At 45.2% G+C, this 18,665-nt stretch carries 18 protein-coding genes and 1 pseudogene; 13 read left to right on the plus strand and 6 right to left on the minus strand.

Translation table 11 applies throughout. The features are described 5' to 3' along the window. Nucleotides 1-204: 204 nt before the first annotated feature. Together ACQEXU_RS17830 and ACQEXU_RS17835 are read right to left on the minus strand one after the other, a co-directional pair. Entirely contained in the window at nt 205-822 is a 618-nt protein-coding gene (locus tag ACQEXU_RS17830; protein ID WP_427011794.1) for a uracil-DNA glycosylase family protein, read from the minus strand. After that, nucleotides 797-1,723, minus strand: coding sequence for a D-2-hydroxyacid dehydrogenase (locus ACQEXU_RS17835; protein WP_427011795.1), 927 nt, complete (start codon nt 1,721-1,723; stop codon nt 797-799). The genes ACQEXU_RS17830 and ACQEXU_RS17835 overlap by 26 nt, the downstream gene beginning before the upstream one ends. A gap of 69 nt (nt 1,724-1,792) precedes the next feature. Between ACQEXU_RS17835 and ACQEXU_RS17840 the strand changes: the two genes are divergently transcribed. Further along, nucleotides 1,793-2,380 (plus strand): YjaG family protein, encoded by a 588-nt coding sequence (locus ACQEXU_RS17840; RefSeq protein WP_427011796.1) that lies wholly within the window; start codon nt 1,793-1,795, stop codon nt 2,378-2,380. Nucleotides 2,381-2,410: 30 nt separating this feature from the next. Here the strand turns inward: ACQEXU_RS17840 and ACQEXU_RS17845 are convergent, their stop codons facing one another. After that, nucleotides 2,411-3,505, minus strand: coding sequence for a CNNM domain-containing protein (locus ACQEXU_RS17845; protein ID WP_427011797.1), 1,095 nt, complete (start codon nt 3,503-3,505; stop codon nt 2,411-2,413). Nucleotides 3,506-3,854: 349 nt separating this feature from the next. Here ACQEXU_RS17845 and hupA point away from each other — a divergent pair, with 349 nt between their 5' ends. After that, nucleotides 3,855-4,127, plus strand: coding sequence for a nucleoid-associated protein HU-alpha (hupA, locus tag ACQEXU_RS17850; protein ID WP_367987515.1), 273 nt, complete (start codon nt 3,855-3,857; stop codon nt 4,125-4,127). 50 nt (nt 4,128-4,177) lie between these two features. After that, the gene (locus ACQEXU_RS17855; RefSeq protein WP_427011838.1) at nt 4,178-4,873 is read left to right on the plus strand and encodes a DUF1481 domain-containing protein; all 696 of its coding nucleotides are present in this window, start codon (nt 4,178-4,180) and stop codon (nt 4,871-4,873) included. A gap of 52 nt (nt 4,874-4,925) precedes the next feature. Here ACQEXU_RS17855 and purD read toward each other — a convergent pair whose 3' ends face one another. Both purD and purH read right to left on the minus strand, forming a co-directional pair. Then, nucleotides 4,926-6,215 carry a phosphoribosylamine--glycine ligase gene (gene purD, locus ACQEXU_RS17860; protein WP_427011798.1) on the minus strand — a complete coding sequence of 430 codons (1,290 nt, stop codon included), beginning with the start codon at nt 6,213-6,215 and terminating at the stop codon, nt 4,926-4,928. A 283-nt stretch (nt 6,216-6,498) separates the two neighbouring features. After that, nucleotides 6,499-8,091 (minus strand): bifunctional phosphoribosylaminoimidazolecarboxamide formyltransferase/IMP cyclohydrolase, encoded by a 1,593-nt coding sequence (gene purH, locus ACQEXU_RS17865; RefSeq protein WP_427011799.1) that lies wholly within the window; start codon nt 8,089-8,091, stop codon nt 6,499-6,501. Nucleotides 8,092-8,361: 270 nt separating this feature from the next. Between purH and zntR the strand changes: the two genes are divergently transcribed. The 10 genes and pseudogenes from zntR to ACQEXU_RS17915 all read left to right on the plus strand — a co-directional run bounded on the left by zntR (nt 8,362) and on the right by ACQEXU_RS17915 (nt 17,979). Continuing rightward, a complete protein-coding gene (gene zntR / locus ACQEXU_RS17870) occupies nt 8,362-8,760 on the plus strand; it encodes a Zn(2+)-responsive transcriptional regulator (RefSeq protein WP_427011800.1) in 399 nt (132 codons plus the stop codon). Between the two features lie 167 nt (nt 8,761-8,927). After that, nucleotides 8,928-10,502 (plus strand): lysine decarboxylation/transport transcriptional activator CadC, encoded by a 1,575-nt coding sequence (gene cadC / locus ACQEXU_RS17875; protein ID WP_427011801.1) that lies wholly within the window; start codon nt 8,928-8,930, stop codon nt 10,500-10,502. A 400-nt stretch (nt 10,503-10,902) separates the two neighbouring features. After that, nucleotides 10,903-11,625, plus strand: a complete 723-nt coding sequence (locus ACQEXU_RS17880) for a trypsin-like peptidase domain-containing protein (RefSeq protein WP_427011802.1) — start codon at nt 10,903-10,905, stop codon at nt 11,623-11,625. A 128-nt stretch (nt 11,626-11,753) separates the two neighbouring features. After that, nucleotides 11,754-12,335, plus strand: coding sequence for an acyl-homoserine-lactone synthase (locus ACQEXU_RS17885; protein WP_427011803.1), 582 nt, complete (start codon nt 11,754-11,756; stop codon nt 12,333-12,335). Nucleotides 12,336-12,540: 205 nt separating this feature from the next. Next, on the plus strand, nt 12,541-13,287 hold the full coding sequence (locus ACQEXU_RS17890; RefSeq protein WP_427011804.1) for a LuxR family transcriptional regulator: 747 nt from the start codon (nt 12,541-12,543) through the stop codon (nt 13,285-13,287). Nucleotides 13,288-13,514: 227 nt separating this feature from the next. Then, nucleotides 13,515-14,471, plus strand: coding sequence for a hypothetical protein (locus tag ACQEXU_RS17895; protein WP_427011805.1), 957 nt, complete (start codon nt 13,515-13,517; stop codon nt 14,469-14,471). 143 nt (nt 14,472-14,614) lie between these two features. Further along, nucleotides 14,615-15,289 (plus strand): phosphoribosylanthranilate isomerase, encoded by a 675-nt coding sequence (locus tag ACQEXU_RS17900; protein WP_427011806.1) that lies wholly within the window; start codon nt 14,615-14,617, stop codon nt 15,287-15,289. Nucleotides 15,290-15,316: 27 nt separating this feature from the next. Further along, nucleotides 15,317-15,966: pseudogene (gene upp / locus ACQEXU_RS17905) on the plus strand (uracil phosphoribosyltransferase). Continuing rightward, on the plus strand, nt 15,963-16,877 hold the full coding sequence (locus tag ACQEXU_RS17910; protein ID WP_427011807.1) for an EamA family transporter: 915 nt from the start codon (nt 15,963-15,965) through the stop codon (nt 16,875-16,877). Before upp ends, ACQEXU_RS17910 begins: the two are co-directional and overlap by 4 nt. Nucleotides 16,878-16,893: 16 nt before the next feature. After that, nucleotides 16,894-17,979: an alkene reductase gene (locus ACQEXU_RS17915; protein ID WP_427011808.1), complete on the plus strand. Its 1,086-nt coding sequence runs from the start codon at nt 16,894-16,896 to the stop codon at nt 17,977-17,979. A gap of 35 nt (nt 17,980-18,014) precedes the next feature. Here ACQEXU_RS17915 and ACQEXU_RS17920 read toward each other — a convergent pair whose 3' ends face one another. Then, nucleotides 18,015-18,422 carry a GNAT family N-acetyltransferase gene (locus tag ACQEXU_RS17920; RefSeq protein WP_427011809.1) on the minus strand — a complete coding sequence of 136 codons (408 nt, stop codon included), beginning with the start codon at nt 18,420-18,422 and terminating at the stop codon, nt 18,015-18,017. Nucleotides 18,423-18,665: the final 243 nt, after the last annotated feature.

An 18,665-nucleotide genomic window follows, 5' to 3' on the forward strand; every position in this document is an offset into this window, starting at 1 on the left:
GTAGTTCAGTTGGTTAGAATACCGGCCTGTCACGCCGGGGGTCGCGGGTTCGAGTCCCGTCCGCTCCGCCACTTATTTAGAAACCCAGTCTTCGGACTGGGTTTTGTCGTTTTAGGCGTATCGATTTATCTTTTAGGGAATGATGCGTCTTGAGTGTAAGCGTCCTGCTCTCTTCCCTATTTATTTCAAACCTTAACAGATATGCTATTTTTTAGGTTCATTTAGCTTTAAGTAGCTATGAACATATTCTCGAATGAAGGGGACTACTTCTGCCTCAAACCAAGGGTTTTTCTTTAACCAAAGTGTGTTTCTTGGTGAAGGATGAGGAAGAGGTAGGTACGAGGGGGCCCAGGTTTGCCACTGTTTCACCGTTTCAGTAAGCGTTTTAGGTTTCTTATTTAAATAGTAATTTTGCGCATATTGACCAATTAACAATGTCATTCCAACATGCGGCATCATCGATAGTACTTTTTGATGCCAGAGTGGAGCGCATTCTTTTCTTGGTGGTAAATCGCCATTTCTTCCTTTTCCTGGGTAACACAGGCCCATCGGCATGATAGCGATATTTTGGCTGTTGTAGAAATCGCCTTTGTCCAGCTGAAGCCAATCTCGAAGACGGTCTCCGCTTGGATCATTCCAAGGAATTGATGTTTTATGGACACGTGTTCCTGGCGCTTGGCCGATAATGAGTAATCGGGCAGTAGGGCTCGCTTGAATGACTGGGTTTGCGCCAAGAGGAAGATTTCGGTCGCATACTTTGCACATTCTGACCTGTTTTAATAGTTGTTCCAAACCTTCAATACCCTTTACTGAGATCGACATTGTGCATCAGGCTAAAGCCATCACGCCACAGCAGGTAATTTTCTGAGAAGACCTCGAATGCCTGTTCTGGGAAGCTCAATGCAGCAATATGCGGTGTAACAGTGATGTTAGGATGATTCCAAAGAACATCTTCTGGTTTAAGTGGCTCGTGGCGGAAAACGTCAAGGAAAGCATGGGCTATGTGGCCCATATCTAATGCGTGAAGAAGTTCTTGTTCCTTTAATACGCTGCCACGTCCAACATTAAATAAAACCGTACCCTGACATTCTTTAAGTATCTGGATATCAATCAGATCTTGAGTTTCACTAGTTGCAGGGAGTGTGTTGACCAGAATATTGGCATTGTTTAATGCCAATTTTAGCTCTTGAACGTGAAACACTTGCGAAAAAGGCGACTCTTTGGGAGGGATACCACTTCGGTTGATGCCGATGACTTCAAGGCCAAACACTTGCGCGACCTTAGCCAGATGGCAAGCGATAGAACCAGTACCTAGTATCACCATTATTTTATTATTTAACGACTCATAATCATGAGGCTGCCATTGTTTGTTTTGTTGCTGCTGTTGATAAGTGCTGAAGTGACGATAAAAAGCGATACAATTCCCCAGTACGTACTCAGCGATTTGCTGTCCAAAGATCCCTTTTACGTTTGTCACTTGGCAATTCTGACTAATTTTGACCTGTTGAAGTGCATCAACGCCTGCATAGATAGACTGTAGCCATTGGAGTTTAGGGAAGTCCGCAAGTCTTTGAGCAGCCAATGGCGGCGATGCAAGCAAAATAGTTGCTTCGTGAGGTGAGTCAGTAATTTTTAGATCTGGAAGCTGTGATTGCTCAAGTAACTGCCGGTACTTTTCATTTTGCTCCGTCAGTATATAAACGGTATGTGTGAAATAGTTCATTGGCTTACTTTTTTCCTTACTGGTTATCAAGTACACTTCCGCTGTATTTTCTGCAACCAACGAGTCACTATGCTACAGAATCCACTCCAGCTTCGTCTTGAAAAGTTCGAACCATGGCAACAAATTACGTTCATGGCCTGCTTATGCGAACGCATGTACCCTAACTATGCCATGTTCTGTGACAATACGGAATTCGCTGAGGCACGCATTTATCGCGATATTCTCGACAGTGTTTGGGAGCTTTTAACGGTAAAAAATGCGAAGGTGAACTTTGAACGTCAGTTAGAGAAGCTAGAAGAGATCATCCCTAGCTCGGAGGATTTTGATTTCTACGGTGTTTACCCTGCTATTGAAGCGTGTGTCGCGCTTTCAACGTTATTACATGGTTTGCTAGATCGCGATGATCTGTATGACAACATGCACAAAGTGAGTCAGCAATCGGTAGTGACTGTGGCACAACTTGAAGAAGCACAAACGGGTGTGGAAATAACTAATGACAACCAAAAAGAAAATGAAGCGCTATGTGCTGAGTGGGATGTTCAGTGGGCAATTTTTCGGCCACTTAAAGATGCGCAAGAGCGCGATATTGACCTGATCAAAGATCTTCGCTTGGAACTGAGAGAAGAAGGGGTTAGCAATATCGGTATCGCGATTTGATAGAAAGGGAGCTCAAGGCTCCCTTCTTACTTAATTCTCTGACTGCTTTTCGGCAGGTTGAAGGTCATTCTCGTCATCGTCTCGGCTTTCTATTACACCGTGTGTTTTCTTCCACTTCTCCCAGCGTTCAAAAGCAAGCTCTTGCATGTCTGTCGCTTTGTCGGCTTCATCGACAATCTCTTCGCCAAGTAGGTGTTCAAATATATCCTCTAGCGTAAGAATACCTTGTATCGTGCCATATTCGTCGACCACCATTGCCAGTTGGAGGCGGTGGGACATCATCTGATCAAATGCCTTTGGTAGTGGTAGTGTGTTAAGCAGCACGTGCACAGGGCGCATCACTGCCCCAAGTTGCTTTTCACCACAGCCAGATTGCTGAAGTTTGAACAGTTCTAATCGGTGAACAAAACCAATGATGTTATCTGTGCTTTGGCTATACACCAAAGGACGGGAAAATGGCGTGTCCCGATGTTCTCTTAGGAAGTCGTTAATTGTGATTTCTGCATCAACGCGAAAAACGACTGGACGCGGCGTCATGACTTGTGTCACGGGAACGTCTTGGATACCAAGAAGGTTATTCAGGATTTTTGACTCACCTTCTGCAAATTCACCACTTTCTTTCGCCAAAATCGCCATAGCAGATAACTCATCACGCATTTTTGGGGCTTGATGACCACTCGCTAAGCGTTTTGTGATTTGTTCTGAGAACCAGACAAAAGGCGTTAGAGCCCAAACCATCCAACGCAATGTTGTTGCTGCCGCTGGCGCTAATTGACGCCAATAAGTTGCACCAATGGTTTTTGGTACGATTTCAGAAAGCACCAAAATTCCCAAGGTCAATACGCCAGAGAATACGCCCAACCACTCGCTACCAAATACAACGGCAGCTTGTGCCCCTGCTGTCGCAGCACCGATGGTATGAGCAATGGTGTTCAATGTCAGTATCGAAGCCAGAGGTCGGTCAATATCTGCTTTCAGTTTTGTCAGCTTGTCGGCTGCCGGATGTTGCTGTTGCCTCAGCTGCGCCAAATAGCTAGGAGTGATACTTAGAAGTACCGCTTCTAGTACTGAACAAATAAAAGATACGCCAATGGCAATGCTGACGTACGCAAGTAACAGAAACATATGAGTCCTATGGAAGTTGATACCGCGACCTAACTTTGCTCCGGTGCAATTATTTGCTCTTTTTAGCAGTTACCGGTATGCCTGGGCATTATTGGTTTGGGTATATAGTGTTCGCTAACAGCCCCGAAATATCAGGCTTCTCGGTCTGTTGGCGATCCATAAATAAGGTCAATTTACCTAAAATACAAGCTTTGTTTTTAATCGGTCGAGTAACAAATTGTGAGTTATTGCTCATATTACGGTTAAAAGTACGTCATGAAAGCGAAAGATCGCTTACAAACCTTTGCCAGATGGGGCATTTATGTTTTAGAGTGAGATGAATTCGATAACATATAAGAAGGGAAACCTAATGAACAAGACCCAATTAATCGACTTTATCGCAGAGAAAGCAGATCTATCTAAAGCACAAGCTAAAGCTGCTCTTGAAGCAACTCTTGAAGGTGTGACTGATGCACTGAAAGAGGGTGACCAAGTTCAACTAATTGGTTTTGGTACATTCAAAGTAAACCACCGTGCAGCTCGTACTGGTCGTAACCCTAAGACTGGTGCTGAAATCCAAATCGCTGCTGCAAACGTTCCTGCATTCGTAGCTGGTAAAGCTCTGAAAGACGCAGTGAAATAATAATTGACGCCAGAGTGATTTATTCATTCTGGCGTACTCGTTTCTTTATGATGAAAAAAATTCTTTTACCTTCACTAATCACTTCTTTTCTTCTTGGATGTTCATCCACTGTCCCAACTTCCAATTTGTCGCAAATTTCTCAATATTCTGGTGGCCAGAACATGGGAGATGCGGTCAGCTTCTATTGGTTTAGTGAGTCTTTAGGCTCCCCATTAGCCTCTGCTGACTATGTCGCTTCAGGAGACTATGGTTGGTATCACACGGATTATCGCTGGGAAGAGAATCGTGTTCGAGAGTTGATTCGTGAAGGCGAACAAGCGAAAGGCAAGCGCGGTATGGTGCCATACCGGGTTCATGTACGCTTTAACAAAGAAGGTGAAGCGGTTTATCAGCAGTACCGTGTTGATGGGAAAGTATTACCTTTGAATCAAGAGCAGTTGCAACGTTACGTTCAAGAAGCGAATGCGACAGCGAACGTCACTAAAAAGCAGGATAAAGAAGGGCTTGAGCTGATACAGGGGTATTGGGATGGCGCTAACTTTGAAACTTGTAGTGGTCAAAGCTATGAAAAAATCGAGTTTAATCAAACATTGCCAAGTTTTGTGGTGAATCGATTGTCGAGCATAGATAGCTATGTTGCTTTCTTGGGTAAGACCCGAACCAATAAAGTCATTGTTGAAGAGTTGTTGATGTTGGCCGATGATGACCATGATTGTATAGAACCTCCCCAACTACTTGAAGAATAATAAAAGGCGCGTATAGCGCCTTTTTTCTTGAATACGTACAGAACACTTAGTGTTAGCTTTGTTGTTCGCGCTCAATCGCACGGTAACCAATGTCATTGCGATGGAACATACCATTCCAGCTTACTTGCTTTGCAAGGGCATAAGCGCGTTCTTGAGCTTCTGAGACGCTATTTCCTAATGCTGTTGCACACAATACGCGACCACCGTTAGTTACCACATCGCCCGCTGCATTGTTTGCAGTACCTGCATGGAAAATTTTCTGTCCCTCAGCTTCTGCTGTTGGTAGAGAAATAACATCGCCTTTCGCGTAGTCAGCAGGGTAACCGCCAGCCGCTAGGACAACGCCGATAGACGCGCGCGGATCCCACTTAGATTCTGCTTCATCTAGCTTCTCGTCGATCGCCATCAAGCAAAGTTCAACAAGGTCTGATTCCATACGCATCATGATAGGTTGTGTTTCTGGATCACCAAAGCGGCAGTTGTACTCGATAACTTTCGGCGTACCCTCTTTGTCGATCATCAGACCTGCGTAAAGGAAACCCGTGTATGGTGCGCCTTCGGCATCCATACCACGTACCGTAGGGTAGATCACTTCTTCTAAGATGCGCTCGTGGATTTCAGGTGTAACAACAGGAGCAGGAGAGTAAGCACCCATGCCGCCAGTATTAGGGCCTGTATCTTTATCGCCGACACGTTTGTGGTCTTGGCTGGTTGCCATTGGTAGCACACTTGCGCCATCCACCATAACGATGAAGCTTGCTTCTTCACCATCAAGGAATTCTTCAATTACCACGCGGCTGCCCGCTTCACCGAATGCGTTACCAGCCAGCATGTCTTTGATTGCGTCTTCTGCTTCTTTAAGCGTCATCGCGACAATTACGCCTTTACCTGCTGCAAGGCCGTCTGCTTTAACAACAATCGGCGCACCTTGCTCACGAACGTACGCTAGTGCAGGCTCAATCTCAGTGAAGTTTGCATAAGCAGCGGTTGGGATGTTGTGACGCGCTAGGAAGTCTTTAGTGAAGGCTTTAGATCCTTCTAGCTGTGCAGCTGCTTGAGTTGGGCCAAAGATTGCTAGACCCGCTTCACGGAAGGCATCAACCACACCAATCACAAGTGGTGCTTCTGGGCCGACAATTGTTAGCTCGATTTTCTTTTCTTGTGCGAAAGCAACCAGCTCAGAAATGTTTTCAACGCCGATGTTTACGTTCTCAAGCTTTGGCTCAAGCGCTGTACCTGCATTACCAGGTGCAACAAATACTGTCTCAACGTTTGGGTTTTGTGCTGCTTTCCAGCCTAAAGCATGCTCTCGACCGCCAGCACCAATGATTAATACATTCATTTATTTATCCTTTGATAGCTGCGCCATATTGCTAATCTCTGTGTCGAGCTTGCTCATTTATAGTTATAAATTCCGCGAGCTCTCCTGACCTTAACAATATGGCTTTGCTCTAAAATAAAAATGTTTAGATTAGGTATCTCAAAAATTACTAATACTTTTACTCAAAGTAGTTGGTGCTGTGGCTAGGCAGCAATTGAGCCCATCCCCGGGAGCATAGCCCGCTATGAGACCGGGGTGGGCAAAAGCAGCTAACGACGCCACAGTGCCAAATACGAAGAGAAAATTAGTGACGGAAGTGACGCATCCCCGTAAAGATCATCGCCATACCATGTTCATCTGCTGCAGCGATAACTTCGTCATCACGCATAGAACCACCTGGTTGAATCACACACTTGATACCAGCTTCTGCTGCTGCATCGATACCATCACGGAATGGGAAGAAAGCGTCAGAGGCCATTACGCTACCTGCAACTTCTAGACCTTCATCAGCTGCTTTGATGCCTGCAATCTTCGCTGAGTACACGCGGCTCATTTGGCCAGCACCGACACCAATGGTCATATCGCCTTTAGAGTAAACAATCGCGTTTGATTTCACGTATTTCGCTACTTTCCAGCAGAATAGGGCATCTTTCAGCTCTTCTTCTGTTGGTTGACGTTTAGAAACCACTTTAAGGTCATCGAGGCTTACCATGCCTTGGTCACGGTCTTGTACCAGCAGGCCGCCGTTAACGCGTTTAACATCAAAGCCAGTTGTCTTAGTTGTCCACTCACCACATTCTAGTAGGCGAACGTTCTTCTTAGCTGCAACTACTTCAATCGCTTCAGCTGATACAGAAGGGGCGATGATCACCTCAACGAATTGGCGCTCAACGATAGCGGTTGCTGTTTCTGCGTCTAGCTCTTGGTTGAAGGCGATGATGCCGCCGAATGCGGATGTTGGGTCAGTTTGGTAAGCGCGGTTGTATGCTTCTAGGATGTTGCTACCTAGCGCGACACCACATGGGTTCGCGTGTTTTACGATCACACAAGCTGGCTCGTCGAACTCTTTCACACACTCAAGGGCTGCGTCAGTGTCTGCGATGTTGTTGTAAGAAAGGGCTTTACCTTGGATTTGGCGAGCGGTTGAAACCGATGCTTCTTCTGGGTTTGCTTCAACATAGAATGCTGCGGCTTGGTGGCTGTTCTCACCGTAGCGCATGTCTTGTTTCTTCTCGAACTGCTGGTTGAAGGTGCGAGGGAACTTGCTCTCTTCATCACCTTCTTTGTTCTCACCGTAAGATGGAACCATAGTGCCGAAGTAGTTAGCGATCATGCCATCGTAAGCCGCAGTGTGCTCAAACGCTGCGATAGCTAGGTTGAAGCGAGTGTCTAGAGTCAGAGACTTGTCGTTTGCGTCCATTTCAGCGATAACGCGGTCGTAGTCGTGAGCGTTCACAACGATAGTTACGTCTTTGTGGTTTTTCGCCGCAGAGCGAACCATAGTTGGGCCACCGATATCGATATTTTCAACCGCGTCAGCTAAAGTGCAACCTTCTTTTGCTACCGTTTCCGCGAATGGGTATAGGTTTACCACCACCATGTCGATTGGGTTGATGCCGTGCGTTTCCATCACTTCATCATCTTGGCCACGACGACCTAGCACACCACCGTGAACCTTCGGGTGAAGCGTCTTAACGCGACCGTCCATCATTTCTGGGAAACCAGTGTAGTCAGAGACTTCGGTTACTGCGATGCCTTGCTCTGCAAGCAGGCGAGCTGTACCGCCAGTAGATAGGATATCGACACCGCGCTCAGCAAGAGCTTGTGCAAACTCAACAATACCTGTTTTGTCTGATACGCTGATAAGCGCACGGCGAATAGGACGAGCGTTGTTCATGCTTCCATTTCCTCAAATTCATGGAGTTAAACTAAAGATATTTGCCAAAAATGAACTTGTTTTTACCTCTTGGGGTAAAATATTGGCCAGTTTTGGTAAAGACCTTTTCAACATCACCGGATGGTTAGAAAGTAGGCTCCCAATTTGATGGCGCACATTCTAACTAATTTATTACAAAAAAGCTCGCGCAATCGTTTGGCATCTCAAAAATAATTGCAAAAATCTCGATTTACGACGTAAAACGTAACGAGATAGTTAATAAGGACCTTTATGTATCAGATAGGCGAACTGGCAAAGCGATGTGGTGTTACTACAGATACGCTGCGTTTTTATGAAAAGAATCAGTTAATAAACCCGGCTGGCCGCAGTGAGTCAGGTTACCGGCTCTACAGTGATGAGAATCAAAAGCAGGTTAGCTTCATTCTTAAAGCGAAGGATTTAGGGTTGAGTTTGGAAGAGATCAAAGAGCTTTTGGAGATCAAACTGGAAGCGACAGAGCATAGCTGTGCTGAGGTTAAAGCAATAACATCGGCAAAACTGGCACTGATTGATCAAAAAATTACCGAGCTCACCCGAATTCGAAGTGCATTGAAGAAGATCAATGATGCATGCTGTGGTCATGACAATGATGATGCCAGCCATTGTTCCATTTTAGCCGCGCTTGAATAATCGTTGAGCTATTGCTTGTTTTTCTTAACCTAAGATTGCATTTTTAACGGCTTGCTTTAATAGGTTCAGCGCACGATCCCTCTTATAATCTCGCCTTTGGTCGACTCGCATAATTAATCCTGCCGAATGCTGGGTCGATTCCGTCCTACAGATACGAGAGATTCATCATGGTTGGAGTCTATTTTCAGATCAACGACTGGGTATTGAGCGTTGATGAGAATAAGCTGTATCGACAGGACAGGGAGGTTTGTGTTGAACCGCGTCTTATTAACTTACTGCACTTTCTTGCGCAGCATGCCGGTGAAGTCTTTTGCCGTGAAGAGCTGATCCAGTATGTCTGGGATGGTGCTATCGTGACCGACCAAGTGGTCACTCAATCTATTTTCGAACTGCGCAAATTACTGCGTGATGGACGGGAAGAAAATCTCAACTACGTTGTTACCGTACCCAAGCGGGGGTATAAGTTGGTGGCAGATGTTGAGAGGTTGCCTGCAGAAGCATTTCATCATCGACGTGTACTGGAACCTATAGCAGAGCTGGTCACGACCCCAGAGATAGAAATACAAGCTGTTGCTGCTGGGTCAGATATAACTTTTCCAGCTGGGCCATTAACGCGCGCCGTCTGTCAGATATCGAAAGACAATCAAAAGAAAAAGCGAGAAACCGTAGGTCAGCTTAATCGCTGGTGGCTTGGTTTAATTAACTTGGTTTGGATTTCGATACTGATCATCGCGACCGGACTGTTCACCTACAAGCAATCCGAAGTCAAGATCACTCAGGTCATTGATACCCATCTTATTGAATTCAAATTTCAAGACGATTTACATCAAGATCGTCTAAGTGATGAATTGGCTGACGGGATCGCACAAAAACTGATGTCGGACGTTACTCAGGTGAGTAACTACCGAGTCATGCTACATAAAACGGCATTTACCTCAGGCATAATTCCCGGAAAATCGGTGATGGTTCGAGTGCAAAATGACGGGGCCAGCCATTTTCTTGAAGTGGAATATCGTAATAACTCGTCAGAGTCGGTCTTATTCAGCCGTCAATATGCCTTGACCCGCAGTCACCTGACTTCGGTGATGCGCCAAGCTTCAGTGGACTTAATGCATGTATTGAAAGTCGATAATATTGAGCACAAAGCCGATGTCCTCAATGCAGGGTTACCTACTGACTCAAAAGCATTGGAGTTATTTGTTCTGGCGAATCACTATCTCAATGTTTCCGATGTGGATCAGTTCCGCCATGGTATTGAGTTGATGGAGCAGATCGCAACCATAGAGCCGGACAATTTATATGTACAAGCTGAATTGCTGATCGCCTACCATGTTCAACATGCATTAGATGCTAACCAGCCATTACCGCAACAGCGGATCAACACGCTAAGTTCTGAACTCGATGCAGGCAGTTATCGCTTAGCGGGTAATATCCAACCACGGATTTTCGAAGCATTAGCATTACATGAAACGGTCAATGGGAACCAAGTGGCCGCAAAACAATACTTACAGCGGGCGTTAAAACGACGGGATTCGGTGTTGTCTTATGTGCTGAAGGGCAAACATAACGAGTTGGCCGGAGATATTGATGGAGCGAGTGAAGCATATAGTGAAGCGTTTTACATTGATACTTCAATTGAAACCTACATGTTATGCGAGAACCTTGTTTTTCCGAGTAACCTCAAAGCGATAGATTATGCGATGTATCGTTCAGTACACCCTTCCGTGGTGCGTGTTATTTAGTACGTCAGACCATGATACGGTAATTCAAAAGCTCGCGTTTATGCGGGCTTTTTTGATCTTAGCGCTAAGGAAACTCAGACAAATATAAAAAGAGTTTAAGCGCGTATGGAACCATCGGCATTTATTGTGCTGACAAATATTATCATAATGCTTTGGTTTGTTTGCTGCGTTCTTTACCTTCCTGCATGTTTAGTTTTCATCCTTTTCCTACAGCTATTTGCTTGATTCCAATGCGAAAGTTATCTGATGTTTGAGGTTTATTCCACAATAATGATTAACACTTAATTCTAAAGTTACCCTTTAGGGGTTTGATGGTTTAATTTGTATATAAACTTAATCATTATGTGTGATTGTCACGCATAGATTGGAACTGTTATTCCAAAGGATTGGAGAGTCGTTTATGCAGAAAAAACTTCAAACATACCGTAAGGCTCTGGGTTTTCTTTTATTGGGTGCTGTTGGGCTTATTTCTGGTTGCGCAGGCAGTAACGGTCAGCTAGCCAGTACGCAAAGTTCACCGACCACCATTCACTATGAATTTACGGGCATTCCACCGCTGTATTTTGGTTATGGTTCAAGTGTACCTCTGACCAAAGAACTTAGCTTAACGGCGGCGCATGTTGCGAAGCTCAATTTTGCCAATGTTGTGGCTTATCACCCAACCTGCGATCTCGCGATCATTGAATCTGATAATAGTCAGGCGGTGTTACCGACACTTGGTTTTGTGCGTCAGGGGGAGTCTGTCTTTACCTATGGTATGGATGGTTTTGGTGAGATGCTCACGGGCAAAGGCACTTATCATTTAGACCTCACCTTTGCCAATCGTCAATACTTAGAAGATTGCCCAGGTAGTGTGATGGATGCACCTATTCGCGGCGGTATGAGCGGTGGTGCAACATATAACGCGCAAGGTGAGCTGGTGGGTGTGATCACGGCGATGGCGAGTAAATGGGATACGCGCTTAGCCAATGGAAAAGAGCTGCCTTACGATAGATTGAGTTTGTTTGTTTCAATGAACTATGTTCAAGACTGGCTCAATAGTGAAGTGCAAAATTATTACTTTGATACTGCCTATGCACTCAACTGGAGTTTAGATTCGACGCAGCTTGTGAATGCTGAATAACAAAAAAGCCTGATTTTGAATCAGGCTTTTCTTTCTTAAGGTTATGTCCTGTCAAATAGTACAGCTAATTATTTTTTGTAACTCTTCCTACACTGAATTTACTTTAACTAAGCATGTAGGGAATCGTTGTGAGCAATATTCAATTCATTAAGAACACTAATCTGCAAGATCCGAGTGTATTACAATCAGCATTTCGTTTGAGAAATGAAACATTTAAGCACCGTCTTGGTTGGGAAGTTTCTTCTCATAATGGATTAGAAGTAGATCAGTTTGATGAGATGAATGTCAGTCATATTACTATGACGGATCACAATAATGAGGTCATTGGTTATTGGCGAGCACTCCCTACAACAGAACCTTATATGCTTAGTGAAATTTTCCCGCAATTATTACGAGGCGAAGAAGTCCCACAAGGAACGGACATTTGGGAAATTAGTCGCTTTAACGTAAAAAAGGGGAGCGGTAATCATTCAAATAAAGTCATTAGTCATATCTGCAGTTCGTTGGTTAAATCCTTTTATGATTTTGCTATCGATAATGGCATTTCATCTTATGTACTCGTGACCACGGTCGCCTGTGAACGAATTCTTCGTTTATTGGGGGTTGAAACTCGTCGTTTAGGAGATGGACAGGCGATGATGGTTGGTATAGAGCGCTCTGTTGCACTGTGGATTGATGTCGGAGAACACCTAAATATTCGTTGCAACTGATATTACGTGTGTTTTTTATAAAAGCACCATCAAAAAATCAAATCCTTATGATGGCATTATTAGTTTTATCAATGAGGGCGTGTCGTTGCATATTGCATAATTAATGTTTGGTGCTGATCAAAATAAAAACACAATGCCATACTTTAAATCTTGTTACGATAATGTTTACTTAAGGTTTAATGTTAATTAATGGCTAGTTGTGAGTATGGATACTGCAGAGCTTTATCAATTGATCGATGAACTTGTTGATGCAACGCAAAAAGAAAGCATTGAAGAGATTTGTCATAAATTTTGTAATTTAACAGGAATAGAATATTTCTTAATGGGGGTTGTTTCTAACCAGTCACTATACTCTCCAGAGCTGTGTGTTTTAACGAACTACCCTTCAGAGTGGATGGATCTGTATCTTAAAAAAAATAAACGAGATTCTGACCCTGTTGTTAAATACACGCTTTCAAAAAATACGCCTATCTTTTGGAATGATCTGAGTCATCACTTGGTTTCACTTTCTATAGAACAAAAATTATTAATGGCACAGGCGAAAAGCCATGGCTTGGTGACAGGGGTAAGTATTCCAATACATTCTGTTTCTGGGTATTTTTCGGTTTTCAGCTTGGCAACAAAGCGAGATGGGGAAGAAGGAAAACGGATATTAGAAGCGGCATTACCTTATGCGCATATTTTTGCTACCCATTTGTTTGAACGTTATCTAATGGTACTCACAGAACCTTTGGTTGAAAAAACGAATATCAGTTTAACGCGCAGGGAAGAAGAATGTTTATTCTGGGCTTGTGAAGGAAAAACATCATGGGAGATCTCTCAGATTTTAGAGATCAAAGAGCGAACGGTTGTATTTCATCTTAATAATGCCAGTGAGAAGCTTGGGGCAATCAATCGTCAGCATGCAGTAGTGCTAGCAATGAAAAAAGGGCTTGTTCAACCAAATATTTAGTTTCAAATGTCTGAAAGTTTGACGATCAATAGGCAGAGTCTCTCTGCCTTTTTTCTTTCCGCTTCATAAGGCCGTCTTTTTAGCCTCTTTTCCTAAATGCATTCAAAACATGAGCCGAGAACATATTTATTTCTCCGGCTTGAGTCTGACTGCCACATTCGACAGTGTTGCCGCTAATTGGATTCTTCTAGCATAGCGTTATTCATTTAAACTTAAGGCCGTTGTTGATGGAAATCGCTTATCATGAAATGCAGAGAGAAAAAAATGCACTCTCTCTTCCTGTCCCATTGTCGTTGGTGCTGGATCGTGCAATCAACACTTCTAAATTTTCAGGAGTGGCTTGGGGGGTACGTAATGGTGATGACGGTAAGCTTAATATTCGTTCAAGTATGATGGGATACTCGGCCCCTCAACTGATCGAATCCATTAAGGAAGCGGAAGCTGATAGTGAACTATTTTTATCTCATCCGCCTATTTTCCCTTTTTTTACCGATGATCGAATTAATCAAGTACTTCCTCAGTCTCAGGTTCGTGCGGTTTACTATCCTTTGTGGTCTAGTGTATTGAGTCCTGATGCTCGCCAAGCCAAAAATCACTGTGATTGGCACTTTGCTTCGGGTGTTAAACTCCAGCCGATAGAAACGGACTCTTTGGCAGAATCTCTTTTGTATGCAAGCCATGTGTTAGAAAAACATCACCGGCCATGGATAAGTTGTTTTTTATCTGGTCAGTTGAATGGCCGAGATTTAGCGGTCGATAGCCTGCTAGAAGACAGTATTTGTCAGTATCACATCAAACAACATCTTAAACAGAGTCATGCCGTTGTGGTTGATCAAACGATATCAAGCCATCATTTCTCTGGGTTACTTAATAACGCTGGCGCACAACTGCCGATCTTCAATATTGAGCGTGAATCTGAGCTGGAAAACTTGCTTCAAATGATAAGGATGCTTGGCTTAGCGAGCGTCAGTTTAATTGTTGAGCCTAAGATGCTGACTTCTTTACTTCGGCAAAATAGGGTCGACTATATTTGCTATTTTTGCCAGAGCCTTAAGAAGAAGGAGACTGATATCGAGCCATCACCTCCAGCTTTTGCTTTACCCGACAATGAAAGATGGACCATTCTAGAAACCCAATCTTTCTCGACAGGGATCGTTATCAATATGATTCGAAAAATGAACTGACTTAGGTCAGTTTTTTTGTAACTCATATTCCCCCCTGACAAATCTACCAGCTAGTTATCTCACCTTTCTAAGCCTAAATTAAATGCGGAAATCAGGAGGAATCTTGATGTCAGTAATCATAAAACGTAATACAGGAGAACGTTGTGAAGAATCTAATTCAGGTAGCAGGAATCATCGATAAAAAGGAAGCGGATCTGATTGTTTCAGAGGGTGTGGAGTGGTTGGGTTTCCCATTGCGCTTGCCATCGGGGAAAGATGATATTTCTGAGCAAAATGCCATTAACATCATTGAAAAGCTAGCGACGCCGCATGCAGGTGTGTTGATCAGCTACCTAACTGACGCGGAAGAAGTGGATGAGTTTTGCTCACTGTTGGGTGTGAAAGCGGTTCAGCTCCACGGTGATATTAGCGTGGCAGAAATGAAAAAGCTGAAGTCACTTCGCCCGGACCTGTACGTTCTGAAAAGTTTAGTCGTGAAAGAAGACAATGCTGAAGAGCTGCTGCAATTGGTTGATGATTGTGCAGATTACGTGGACATGTTCATTACCGATACGTTCGACCCAGTCACTGGAGCTAAGGGTGCAACAGGCAAAACTCACAACTGGAACGTCAGTGCAGAGTTGGTGAAGCGTTCACCAAAGCCGTTGATGTTGGCGGGTGGCCTGAGTGCGGACAACGTTGCAGACGCGATTCGCGCGGTGAAGCCTGCTGCGGTAGATGCCCATACAGCACTGGAAGGGACGGATGGTCGAAAAGATCTAGCGAAAGTCCGTCAGTTTGTGCAACAGGCCCGTTTGGCGTTCGAAGAGATCGCTTAATCAAGACCGATGAGCAAGGAGTGTGTTATGGAATCCCCAGCTAACGTGTATCCACTGGCAAAGAGTAAGCGATTACTGGCTTTAGAGCTGCGAGTACGCGACCGCGAGGCAGATAAGTCGTCCTTTACTGGTTACTCTGATCAGATTATCCGCTTGCTACTTGAAAAGGCGATGGAGTTGCTACCATACCGTGAGAAGGTCGTCATCAGTCCGGTTGGCGCCACCTTTGTCGGGCTGGAACTCGATGCTCGAGTCTGCGCGGTGTCTATTGTACGTGCTGGGGAGAGCATGGAGCCGGAGTTGACGCTCCGATTGGCAAAATGATGATTCAGCGCGACAAAGTGACCAAGCAGCCCAAATATTATTGCGCCAACCTGCCGGATGATGTGGCGCAGCGTCATGTAATGCTGCTGGAGCCGATGTTGGCCACAGGTGGTTCGGCGACGGTGGCAATTGAGGAGCTGCTGAAACGCGGAGTCCGCCAAGAGCACATTATTTTTGTGAACTTGCTTTGTTCGCCATCCGGTATCGCTGAGTTGGCCAATAAATTTCCGTTGGTGCGCTTTGTGACGGCCTCGATTGAAGAGTGCATGAATCAGCATGCGTTTATGATTCCGGGCATTGGTGATTTCGGTGATCGGTATTTCGGTACCACGGACTCAGGAGCCAGAGTATGAAATCTGTAACCTTACTGAAAACGTACCTTCTGGCGTGTCTGGTACCCGTTATCTGGGGCAGTACCTATGTCGTGACGACTGAGTTGCTTCCTGATGACATCCCATTGTTGGCCGCTGTGATCCGCGCACTGCCTGCTGGTTTGATTTTATTGCTGATGGGGGGAACCCTCCCACGTGGCGAATGGTGGTGGAAAGCTCTGGTACTTGGCTCGTTAAACATTGGTGCATTCTTCTACCTGTTGTTTGCTGCGGCCTATTTGATGCCGGGTGGCATTGCAGCGTTGCTGATGTCTTCACAGCCTCTATTTGTCTTATTGTTGGGAGGCGTGTTGCTCAAAGAGCGCATTCACAGCATCAAAATTGTCGCTTGTCTGGTTGGCACTTTTGGAGTTGGGTTACTGGTGGTTCAGCCGCACAGCGCGCTTAATCCGGCTGGAATCATCATCAGTTTATTAGGGGCACTCTCTATGGCTTTGGGGGTGGTATTAACCAAACGCTGGGGTAAACCCGAGAACGTCTCGTTGCTTGGCTTCACTGGGTGGCAACTTACCGCTGGCGGTCTTGTATTGTTACCGATTGCTCTTAGCGCTGAAGCGCTGCCTGCATCGTTGTCGGTCAGCAATGTGGTTGGTTTTTTGTACCTGAGCCTGATTGGTGCCTTGTTTGCTTACGTCATTTGGTTTCGTAGCCTGCAAACATTGCCCGCGTTCAGTGTTTCTTTTATCACCATGGCCAGCCCTTTGTCGGCTACGGTATTAGGTTACTTGATATTGGATCAACAATTTTCACTGATGCAAGCAGGGGGCGCACTACTGATTTTGGCGGCTATGGTACTGGCGCAGATAAAACCCGCAGAACGGGCAAAACCATCATCGACTGCTTTTTATCAGGCAGAAGAAAAAGTTAATTAACGTCGAGGGAAAGACAATGAAACCGATTTTTGAAGAAACACGTTATGGCGCAATTCACGCTAAGAACCGTATTGTTATGGCTCCGATGAGTCGAAATCGTGCGACGTACGATGGGGTACCGACACCCATGATGGCTACCTATTATGCACAGCGGGCCAACGCCGGACTGATTGTCGCCGAAGGTATGCAACCAGATGTGATTGGGCAAGGCTTTATGAACTCTCCCGGTATTCACAATGAAGCGCAGATCGCAGGTTGGCAACAGGTAACCGAAGCTGTCCATCGAGAAGGTGGTAAAATTGTTGCGCAGCTGATGCACGCCGGACGCATTGGTCACCCAGCGCTGTATCCTAGTGCGCACCAGTCTATTGCGCCGTCGGCTATCGCGGCAGATGGTCAGGCGTTTACACCGGAAGGTCCGGTGAATTTCCCTACTCCTCGTGCGATGACGGAAGAAGACATTGCGCTGACCATTCAAGGTTTTGCGCAAGCGGCGAAAAATGCCATCGAAGCGGGATTTGATGGGGTAGAAATTCATGCGGGTAATGGCTTCTTGCTTCATCAGTTTATGGCCAGTAACACCAACCAGCGAGAAGATGCTTATGGTGGCAGTATCGAGAACCGCATTCGATTTACGCTTGAAGTCACACACGCAGTGATTGAGGCGATTGGCGCTGAGAGAACTGGGATCCGCCTATCTCCGTCTAATCCATATAACGATATTGTGGAAGTGGACACGCCGGAGCTGTATCGAACTTTAATCACGCAGTTACCAACGTTGGCCTTTATTCACATTATGGAAGCGTGCGATCGGGAGAGTACGACACTGATTCGTGAGCTTACTTCATCTCCCTTGATTCTAAATCCGCATCAAACGCCGGAGTCTGGTGTGGTGACGGGGCAGATTGCTGAACAAGTTTTGCAGGCGAAGTTGTGTGATGGTGTTGCTATTGGCGCCTTGTTCTTGGCGAACCCCGATCTGATGCATCGCCTTAAAGTTGGCGGGCCATTTAATGAGTTGGATCCGAATACACTCTATGGTGGTGACCAGCGAGGGTACACCGATTACCCGACACTGGAAGACATATTGGAAACCGCTTAACGAAGAAAAGCGATGAGATGGCTCTCATCGCTTTTTTACTGATAGATCACCATGAAATTGTCCGCCTGACTGAACCCCAGTTTGGTGTAAAACGCTTCTTTTCCGGGACGGGAAAACAAAATCACCCGTTTGTGTCCATTAAGCTGCGTCAGAAAGTGCTGCATCACCATTTTTCCTAATCCCTGATTTTGCCTGTTCGGGCAGATGGCTACATCACAAATAATGGCGCAGTAGCAACCATCGGCGACCACGCGTCCTGCACCAATCAAGTCTTCGTCTTGATACAGAAAAACCACATAGCGGCTATTGGAGAAGGCGGTTTGCAAGAGCTCGGGCGCTTTGTTACCCATGCCTGCCCGCGCGTATAAGGCGCTGAGTGCTTGCCAGTCAACGTGCTTCGCGTCGTGGGCCCAGTTCAGTTTCTGTTGTTGCAGTGATGACATCCTATCCTCGTAATTATTAAACCTGTCATATATGTCATTCATCTTATGATGGTTTCTATTTAGAAGAATCAGTGGACTTTGTTTTCTTGAAGAATGTCATATATTTCATTGGCTTATAGCTTGTTTATTTCAGTGTTGTCCAGCTTTCTTCTATTTAATTCTATCGACCCTGATATATCTAACAACTAGTAGCGGATTGGGTAGGGGACCTATCTTAACGAGGTTGGTAATCGCTCGTTATCC

Origin of the sequence: Vibrio sp. TRT 21S02 (assembly GCF_050113675.1) — a bacterium.
Taxonomy (GTDB): Bacteria; Pseudomonadota; Gammaproteobacteria; order Enterobacterales; family Vibrionaceae; genus Vibrio.